Source organism: Lysobacter sp. 1R34A (assembly GCF_051217035.1).
Classification (GTDB): domain Bacteria; phylum Pseudomonadota; class Gammaproteobacteria; order Xanthomonadales; family Xanthomonadaceae; genus Lysobacter.
In genome coordinates this window covers 23,542-32,097 of sequence record NZ_JBPKJP010000045.1, presented here as the reverse complement: position 1 = coordinate 32,097, position 8,556 = coordinate 23,542, and the positions used below count along the sequence as shown (strand labels likewise).

The 8,556-nt window shown below is 57.1% G+C and carries 9 protein-coding genes, 1 tRNA gene and 1 pseudogene; 3 read left to right on the top strand and 8 right to left on the bottom strand.

All coding sequences use genetic code 11. From position 1 onward, the window contains the following. Positions 1–1,125: DNA polymerase III subunit gamma/tau (gene dnaX / locus ACSAMQ_RS12055; protein WP_435395867.1), on the bottom strand; the 1,125-nt coding region annotated here is incomplete at its 3' end. 245 nt (positions 1,126–1,370) lie between these two features. Between dnaX and ACSAMQ_RS12050 the strand changes: the two genes are divergently transcribed. Continuing rightward, positions 1,371–1,463: transfer RNA gene (locus ACSAMQ_RS12050), tRNA-Ser, on the top strand. Between the two features lie 292 nt (positions 1,464–1,755). Further along, the gene (locus ACSAMQ_RS12045) at positions 1,756–2,292 is read left to right on the top strand and encodes a putative immunity protein (protein ID WP_435395866.1); all 537 of its coding nucleotides are present in this window, start codon (positions 1,756–1,758) and stop codon (positions 2,290–2,292) included. Positions 2,293–2,358: 66 nt separating this feature from the next. On the opposite strand, the gene ACSAMQ_RS12040 is transcribed toward ACSAMQ_RS12045, so the two are convergent. Then, on the bottom strand, positions 2,359–2,502 hold the full coding sequence (locus ACSAMQ_RS12040) for a hypothetical protein (protein WP_435395865.1): 144 nt from the start codon (positions 2,500–2,502) through the stop codon (positions 2,359–2,361). Positions 2,503–2,903: 401 nt separating this feature from the next. Here ACSAMQ_RS12040 and ACSAMQ_RS12035 point away from each other — a divergent pair, with 401 nt between their 5' ends. After that, on the top strand, positions 2,904–3,161 hold the full coding sequence (locus ACSAMQ_RS12035) for a hypothetical protein (protein WP_435395864.1): 258 nt from the start codon (positions 2,904–2,906) through the stop codon (positions 3,159–3,161). Between the two features lie 64 nt (positions 3,162–3,225). On the opposite strand, the gene ACSAMQ_RS12030 is transcribed toward ACSAMQ_RS12035, so the two are convergent. From ACSAMQ_RS12030 to ACSAMQ_RS12005, 6 genes and pseudogenes are all read right to left on the bottom strand, one after another. Next, on the bottom strand, positions 3,226–4,179 hold the full coding sequence (locus tag ACSAMQ_RS12030) for a hypothetical protein (protein ID WP_435395863.1): 954 nt from the start codon (positions 4,177–4,179) through the stop codon (positions 3,226–3,228). 542 nt (positions 4,180–4,721) lie between these two features. After that, positions 4,722–5,021, bottom strand: a complete 300-nt coding sequence (locus ACSAMQ_RS12025; protein ID WP_435395862.1) for a hypothetical protein — start codon at positions 5,019–5,021, stop codon at positions 4,722–4,724. A 421-nt stretch (positions 5,022–5,442) separates the two neighbouring features. Continuing rightward, on the bottom strand, positions 5,443–5,949 hold the full coding sequence (locus ACSAMQ_RS12020; protein WP_435395861.1) for a hypothetical protein: 507 nt from the start codon (positions 5,947–5,949) through the stop codon (positions 5,443–5,445). Next, positions 5,924–6,916 (bottom strand): annotated as a pseudogene (locus ACSAMQ_RS12015) (RHS repeat domain-containing protein); the annotation flags it as partial. The pseudogene ACSAMQ_RS12015 and the gene ACSAMQ_RS12020, both read right to left, overlap by 26 nt. 73 nt (positions 6,917–6,989) lie before the next feature. Beyond that, positions 6,990–7,556, bottom strand: a complete 567-nt coding sequence (locus ACSAMQ_RS12010; RefSeq protein ID WP_435395860.1) for a hypothetical protein — start codon at positions 7,554–7,556, stop codon at positions 6,990–6,992. A 264-nt stretch (positions 7,557–7,820) separates the two neighbouring features. After that, on the bottom strand, positions 7,821–8,408 hold the full coding sequence (locus ACSAMQ_RS12005) for a TonB family protein (protein WP_435395859.1): 588 nt from the start codon (positions 8,406–8,408) through the stop codon (positions 7,821–7,823). Positions 8,409–8,556: the final 148 nt, after the last annotated feature.

The following is an 8,556-nucleotide window of genomic DNA, read 5'->3' as shown; positions in this document are numbered from 1 at the left end:
CGACGACGGCGCCGGGCCGCCGTCGCCACCGGCCGCGGCCGGACGGAACGCCAGCATGCGCAGCACGCTCATCTCGAAACCCGCGCGCGGGCTCGGCGCCAGCGGCAGGTCGCGTCGGCCGTTGACGCTCATCTGGTACCACAGCTGCACCACCTCGGGCCGCAGTTGCTCGGCCAGGGTGTCGATATCGACGCCGTCGGCCTCGACCGCGGCCTCGGGCACCAGTTGGCGCACCTGAATCCGGTGCAGGGCATCGCCGAGGGTTTCCAGCACCCCGCCCCAGTCCGGCGAGAACTCAGCCAGGGTGGCGACCTCGTCGAGCAGGCGCTGGCCGTCGCCGTCGGCCAGGGCGGCCAGGACCGCGCCGACCCGGGTCCGATCGACCGTGCCCAGCATCGCCGCGACCGCCGTCCCTTCCAGGCGCGCATCGGTGCCGGCGCCGCTGTAGGCGATGGCCTGGTCGAGCAACGACAGGCCGTCGCGCAGGCTGCCGTCGGCGGCCTTGCTGAGCTGGCGGATCGCGGCCTCGTCGACCGGGATGCCCTCGGCGGCGAGGATCCGGGTCATCTGCCCGGAGATCTGCTGCTCGTCCAGGCGCTTGAGGTTGAACTGCAGACAGCGCGACAGCACCGTCACCGGCAGCTTCTGCGGGTCGGTGGTGGCGAGCAGGAACTTGACGTGCCCCGGCGGCTCCTCGAGCGTTTTCAGCAGCGCGTTGAACGCCGACTTCGACAGCATGTGGACTTCGTCGATCAGGTAGACCTTGACCCGTCCGCGGCTCGGCATGTACTGGGCGTTGTCGATCACCTCGCGCACGTCGTCGACACCGGTGTTGCTGGCGGCGTCGATCTCGAGCAGGTCGATATAACGGCCGGCGTCGATGTCCAGGCAGGCGTTGCACTCGCCGCAGGGGTCCGAGGAAGTGCCGCGCTCGCAGTTCAGCGACTTGGCGAAGATGCGCGCGATGGTGGTCTTGCCGACGCCGCGGGTACCGGTGAACAAGAAGGCGTGATGCACGCGCCCGGTGCCGAGCGCGTTGGTCAGCGCGCGCACCACGTGTTCCTGCCCGACCAGCTCGGCGAAACGCTTCGGGCGCCACTTGCGGGCGAGGACGAGATACGACATCGGATCCTTTGCGATAAGGCGTTCTGACGGGCCGGACGCGGTGCGTACGACGCCGTCCGGGCGCTCGCGACGGAAGCCGCGGGCGAAGCGTGAACGAACCTCCACATTGTGCCACGCCCCACCCCCGCGCCCGAGCCTCCCGGCCCCTCCCACGCCGGCCCCTGCAGCTTCAGCTTGTTACCGGGCCCCGCCGCCGCTAGAATTCCCGGCTCTGCACGGCCCGCGACAGCGCCCGCACAGATCCCGGAGAGGTGTCCGAGTGGTTGAAGGAGCACGCCTGGAAAGTGTGTAAGCGTCTAAACCGCGCTTCGGGGGTTCGAATCCCCCTCTCTCCGCCAGATATACGAACAGCCCCTGACGACGTCAGGGGCTGTTTTGTTTTGGGTCCCGGCAGAGTCGGCGCCGGCCGGCTGGAGCACGGAGCTATGCCGGTCGGCGAGGCATGCGCGTCGGTGCTCGAGCGCGCTACGACGTGGAGCTTGCCTTTGGACGTCGTGTAAGCAGCGGCTCGCTACCCAGTTCCGGGCACCGGTGCCGCGCCCTTGGCGTATCGAAACCCGGGATGTACTTCAGGCTTGAACCGGCAAGACTCGGCGCCATTCGCACCGGCACGCGACAGGAGCACTCTCGATGAGCGACAAAGGCAAAGTCGAAATACCGCTCAGCGACGACGAACTCAGGCAGGTCGCGCTGTTCGCAGCGATCTGCGCCCGGCGTGTGCTGCCGATCTTCGAGGCCGCCTGCCCGAACGACCATCGCCCGCGTGACGCCATCGCCGAAGCGGAGGCCTTTGCCGCCGGCAACAAGCGCACCGCAACCTTGCGCGCGTGCGCCTGGGCCGCCTATACCGCCGCTCGCGAAACCAAGCGCGCGGCTGCAGCCAACGCCGCCCAAGCCGCCAGCCACGCCGCGGCCGCGGCTTATCTGCACCCCCTCGCCACACCGCATCAGGTCAAACACGTGCTCGGCGCGGCGGTCCATCAGGCGCTCGCCCTCGAACTCGAAGCCGGGAACGACATCGCCGTCGGTAGAGAACAACTGCACTGGGCGGCGAACCTCGCATCGCCCGCGGTACGCAGCGTCCTGCGACGCCTGCCGCCCCCGATTCAAGATCGCGGACGCTTCGGCGAGCTTTTGAACGAGCTCGATGCCGAATTACGACGCTGAAGACGAATCGAGACATTCAAGGTTTGCGCGGGTGCCCGATCCGCAATGGGGATCGTGAAACCACAGCTAGTCCGGGCAAACCGTCTTGATCGGCAAGCCGTCCTTGTAAGAAAAATACTCTTTGCAGTCGCGATCGTCGCGTTTGGCTTGCCGCACGCCGACATCAGCGGCCGATAAAAATTCGGACAGGCTCGTACTGCCCAGTTCCAACCATCGTCAATCATTAATTCTACAAATGTCGGGCACTGCCAACCGGGTCAGAGTGGCCTCCGACAGGGGCTAGACGGAAGGTGCTCTGACCCGGTTTTTGAAGGAGGGACTAACAGAAGATATCGTAAAATCGTGCGATTCCTGGGGAAAAACCTTTAAATCTCAGTATATCGGCATGGCCACCTTGCAATGACAAATTCGATTTCATCTGCAGCACCCAAGCGGCCCGGATTTGGCGCCCAATACTCAACACCACGATCAATATCTGCGCCACCTATAGAGCGCCGAAAATGCAATGGAGGCATTTATCCAAACAGGATCAACCATCGATCCAAGTAAATTCAATCAGATATACAACCCAACGGACTCTGGCACAAACAACATTCCAAAGAGGGCAGATCATGACAAGCCGAACAATTGATGGCTTCGTCGTTCGCGCGACGACCGAACCTGAAGAAGACGGGGCAGATTTTTACGAGCCCGCCTATCGCATAAGGAAAATTGACTCAGATATCGAGCACAAAGACACGTGGTTCGCTGTATCCCAAAACACCGAATCACGAACCAAGGGTGAGGCACTTGAAATGGCGGAGACAGAGCTGAGACAGATAACGAAGATTGTTTTCCACGGCGAAGATTGGCAGTTGCACTTCAAATAGTGCGGACCAACTCAGCTTGCCACCCGGTCGAGCGTTTTGCACCATTGTTCAACCCCTCAAAATATTATGCCGCCCTTCCCCAGTGTGGCCGCCGGCAAATCGTCACGATTGTTCCACTGCGCTCAATTGAGATGATTCCTTGCGCGCGGACTACGGGGAGGTTCATAAGGCTTTTGAAGTTCGCCTCTGTAAAGAACTTTTCCACCGCGACCAAAGATGTGTTCAAGCGATTGCTGAGGGGGGCCAAATCGCGCTTTGCACGTTGCATGGAGCGAATTGCGTCCCTGTCGTCGTCCGCTGGCTGCCATGACAGCAACGTCGTAACTAGCTGCTGGAGTTCTTGCTTGAGGACAGAGGGTGTGTTCTTAGGGTGGAAACATTCCAGACCGGCGAGAGACGCGATCGTCTGAGTTTCGACCTGTGCGACGTAAGCTCTTGGCTCATCTGATGTGCGTCCTGCCTCAAGGGCAGCACGACGCAACTCGCGGTCGGCTTCGCTCAGTCGAACTTCGCGCTCAATAGCGCTCCGCCCTCTTTCTGCACGCTTCTCTATCTCGTGTAGCAACGGCCCGTTCGCCTGATCACAAAAGGAGCGGTGAAGTGCTACCGCGAGGTCGATCGCAGGGGTGTTGTCCAACCAGTATTGCTTTTCCTGCGCCTCAAGCCGGATCTGCACGAAAGCCAGCTTGCGGATTCGCGCCTCTTCTCTACCGCGATAAGCACTGATTTTTTGATTCCAAACGGTGGCGCCATCGGTGTACTTCGCCGCGCAGTCTTGACCGATGTGGACGAAACGTCCATTCGTCAACGCAACGAGCCATCCATGCGCGTGGAGACGTTCGCAGTTCTTGCGGCCACATGGCCGCATGTCCTTGCTGTCGAACTCATACTCATGAATTGGATGACCTAGGACAATCTCTTCTATGGGAATGCCCTGTAGGCCGCCAGTGATCGCGAAGAGTTCGCCCCAATTTTTGGGCTTCGGGGGGATGTGCAGGAAGTCGATGTCATCGGTCAACGGAGCAACCTCGTTAGTAGTAATACTACTCAAGACACTTTCTACACCCAGCAGCGATGCGAGACAATTTTTTTCCGTTAAATTACGAAAATATCACAATAAATTATTTATAATTTTACAATTCGGTTTCGTTGACAGGTTATAGCGCCCCTCGCAGTAGTGCTCAACGCACATTGAACCATCGCGGATAAGACACGAGCTAAACCGTGCACCGCATTGGGGTTGGACTCGCTCTCTGCACGAACGCGGACCACTGCAAGGCAGGGCCGATATAGCCACTCGATGAGTGCACAACGGAGAAGGCCTGCCTACAAGGAAGCTCCGTCATTCAACCCTTTGCGGGTCGGCGGGTCTTCTTAACTGCGGCCTTATGGCCCTTCCGGGTAGCCCTTTCTTCACGCCCGACTGGCTCTTGGCGCCGGACTTGGCTGCACCATTGGCGGCGGGGAACTTCTCGATGCCGTCGGTGCGCGACACTGAACCGGGTCGGAGTACTTTTCCGACAAATCAGCACGAAGGTACTCCGACCCGGCTTTTGCTTTTTATTCAGCCCCAACTGATATTAATTTCCAACTGCCGTCAGCGCGCTTCTGATACGACATCGAGACATAGGTTTTCTCACACTTCTGGGACGGGGTCTGCTGACAGAAATACACCCTGACTTCCGCCCCGTCACTCCAGCCGTCTCCTTTGATTACCCGGGTAATTTCGCCGGACGGCTTGACTTCACCTTTTTTCTGAAGACCAAAAAAATCGCTGCGTATTTGCTGATCCTGCAGACCAGCAGAGCAGGCACCCAAGAATGCACAACCGAAAAACATTATCAGATAGGAAATTCGCATCATTATTGTCCACATTTCAGGATGCAACTCTGCGTGAGCTGACTATCCGATTGGCCATTCGACAAAGAAGCGCCAGCGTCAAAGCCTCCGACTTTAGCGAGGCAGGTGGAGAGCCCTTTGAGGTCAAAGTACTGAAACCCCAACTAGTCACGATAAATCGTCTTGGCTGGTAAGCTGGTCTTGTATGAAAAATATTCCAACATCCTCGCCTGCCTTCCAGAAAATAAAATTAGCCGCATTTTTTAACTGGCATTGGACATCCGCGACATGAGCCGTGCCGCCAGAGCGCTGCGAGTAACATTAGCCAAATAATACAAAAAATAGAGCGCCGCATAGGCGCGCTCCAAGATAGAGAGCCTCACTTAGCGAGCCATTACTTTAGACGAGAACACGAGCCCGACCAAAAGCCTTCTAATTCAACTCAATTACATGGCAGCCACTTATGTATAAAATCCTGACAAACAACAAGCAGCGATCCTTTATCGAACTCCACCTCATGAAGAACATTACCTTCGTCCGATAGCCTCACCTCGTCGTACAGCCAATCACCGAAAATCGCAGAACCGCGATGCATGGCATAGGAATGGATACCAAAGTACTCAATCTCGATGATTCCATCATGGTACGCACCGAGAAGTGTCAGGATCATACGAGCGCCCTTAGGACCGCGCTCGCCATTTCCGGCCGACTCGATTACCTCTACCTTCTGAAGCCATGAATCGTGAGGCGGTCGATGATCCATATGATCGTAGTGCCAGTCTGCCAAGGCATAAGAAAGCACAGACTCCGGCAGCGATGAGGAAATTGAAGCCAAATATTCTTGGTATTTCTGCCACCCAACGTCCCACTCGTCCAGTGAGTTAGCAGGGCGATCCTTTCTCAATAAAAACATTCTCAAAGCCTCAGCAAGCTGGATGGGAAGGATCAATTGAACACAACCTTTCGAGACTTGGACTGGCAAGGACCGTCCCTGCTGCACCGCCCGTTCGGATCGCAGCTCTCAAAATTCGCCCGAGATTGGCGCCTTTTATATTAACCATTCCTTTCGCAGGTAGAATTTTTCGGGACCTGAGCTGTGCTACTACCTCCCCCCTTACCTTGTCGCACATGGCATCAGGAATGCCCTCTGGCTTCCCTTTGAATCCATGCTTGTTTAGCCACTCGCCATCTGGCCATAGGACTCCGATCTCTGTGCCTCTTGGATTCTTCACATGAATCTCAAACAAAGACACCCCTCCGGAAATGAATGGGTCCACACGCCCTTTATATCCGAGCCCAAGGTCAAGATCTTTTAAATCCCGCGGATCTATTAGGCTTATCGGGTTCCCGCGAACATAGACATAGGTATTGATACCAGCAGCTAACCCGATCGGATCACTCTGCATATACCGACCGGTACCCGCATCGTAATCCCGGAAGTAGTTGTAATTCAGCCCTGTGGTCGCGTCATAGCGCTGCCCCGGAAAGCGCATATCGAACACGAACGCGGTGCCGTCCTGATCCGGGTCCTGGTTCGGCGGGTTGTTGCCGAAGGCCTCGCCCTTGGCGTCCCAGGTCCAGACCGCGAGGTTGCGGCTCGGGTCGATCACCGCACGCGGGGTGCCCAGGTGGTCGGGCTGCACGTAACGCACGGTCTGCGCCACGCCCGCGCCGACGACCAGGCCTACCGGGGCGTCGCCCAGCCAGATGGCCTGTTGCTTGGTCGCGCCGTTGGCGTCGTAATCGCCGAGCCAATGGCCGGCTTCGTCGTACAGCGTATAGCCGGTGATCGCGCCGGTCGCGTTGTCGGTCCGCGAGACCCGCTCGCCCTTGGCGTTGTAGTGGTAGCTGGCCTTGACCACGCCGGCTTGTTTGACCTGGCTCATGCGGTCGTTGACGTTGTAGACGAACTCCCTGCGACCGGGTCAGAGTGGCTTCCGACAGGGGCTAGACGGAAGGTGCTCTGACCCGATTTTTTATGAGCGACTGCTACTTTTGCCCTCCACCATAGGATTCAATAATTTTCTTCAGAAAATCTGACTCCCATCCCACCCATTCGTCAGCTTGCAATTTTTCGGAGACTTGATCTTCGGAAATGACATAATCGAAAACACCACTTTCCTTCGCTGACCAGCGCTCAAAGGTACTAGCATCGAAGACTGCCAGTATAGCGAAGTGCTCATCGACGTCCTCGTAGGCCACCCATTTCGGCTCACCGCTAACAACAATAATGGAACCGAAAATTTCAAAGGGCCCTTGCGTTACATGAAGTCGCAAATCTTTTATTTCATCGGCGTTCGACACTGAAAAAAACAGATCTCGCTCAGGCTGCTCTCGCAGCCGGACAAGAACAGATATCGGCGTTCCGTTTGTTCTTAAATTTTCGCCGAGCATGAATTCCAAGAAGTTGCGGGTATCAAATATTCCAGCACCAATAATAAAAAAACCTTGGAGCTTGCCTTCGCTGAACACATAATTAGGAAATGCAGCTTGCCAATTTATGGCGTTCCTTAATTCGTCGGCAGCTGGGCCTTTCGGGATTGATTGAGAGGTCATAAGCTTCGATCCTGGCTGAATCGCAATTTGGCAAGGGGGTAACGCTCGCCGGCAGCTCGGAGTCGGCAGAAGATCCGCCAGTGCTACCAGAGCCCTGGATATATCGTAGGTGTATCTTCCCTTGGTCACTGCGAACCGGGTCAGAGTGGCTTCCGACAGTGGCTAGACGGAAAGGTGCTCTGACCCGGGTTTTTACTCTGGAACGTAGTGGTCAGCCATCTACTCCTGCTGCCGCTTTTTTGCATTGCGGCCTGTTCCAGGCTCTCACCGGTTACAGCCCAAAGTCGTGACAAGCTGAATTGGCGTCTTCCTGGGCGGAAATTTCCAGCTTTCCACTCGAGCTCTGGCCTGCACGTCGCATTTTATGTCCTTCGACGATCTCTTAAATCTGGCATTGGAGACCTTGCCAGCCGGCGAGACAGTAAACTCAATTTTCACCGCAGAAGCAGAGGTCAGAACAGGCTTCGCGCCGCCTTTATTAACGGGTGCTGGCGCAGGCTCCTTCGAGCTCACCAGCGAAAGCAGATCAATGGCGGGGCCTTTGCCCCAAGAAACCTTTCCCGAATGCTTGCCCACAAGGATTTTGTCCTTGTCGGGAGATCCATCGATTCCAGTACGAGGAGTGATCTGCCAGTGGGAACCCTGACTAACTGGGGCATCTGTCGTGCCACAACCGCCTATGTACCGCTCACAATAGAATAGCGCGACGGCGCCGGCTTGTTTCTCCGTCATCCCAGCTTTCAGATTGATCAAGCCGACTTGGTCTGCCAAATCCCGTTGTGCTGTTTTGATTTCTTGCGCGTTTGCGAATGTGCAAACGCTGAGCATCAGAGCCCCCAACGCCGTTTTCATCAGTTCACCTGTGCATGTAAGGACGCTGGTTCTTCGTCAACGCTTCATGGTTGAAAAACGTCACTTCTTAGGCCGGGCGGCGACTACCGGAGCCAACTGCGTGGTGGGCAGGTATGCATTGCGCAATGGGTAGCCGAGTGCCTTGCGA

Coding starts and splice junctions, on each gene's coding strand:
- ACSAMQ_RS12010 (WP_435395860.1), bottom strand. CDS start 7,556: ATGACCTCTCAATCAATCCCGAAAGGCCCAGCTGCCGACGAATTAAGG.
- ACSAMQ_RS12045 (WP_435395866.1), top strand. CDS start 1,756: ATGAGCGACAAAGGCAAAGTCGAAATACCGCTCAGCGACGACGAACTC.
- ACSAMQ_RS12025 (WP_435395862.1), bottom strand. CDS start 5,021: ATGCGAATTTCCTATCTGATAATGTTTTTCGGTTGTGCATTCTTGGGT.
- ACSAMQ_RS12035 (WP_435395864.1), top strand. CDS start 2,904: ATGACAAGCCGAACAATTGATGGCTTCGTCGTTCGCGCGACGACCGAA.
- ACSAMQ_RS12005 (WP_435395859.1), bottom strand. CDS start 8,408: ATGAAAACGGCGTTGGGGGCTCTGATGCTCAGCGTTTGCACATTCGCA.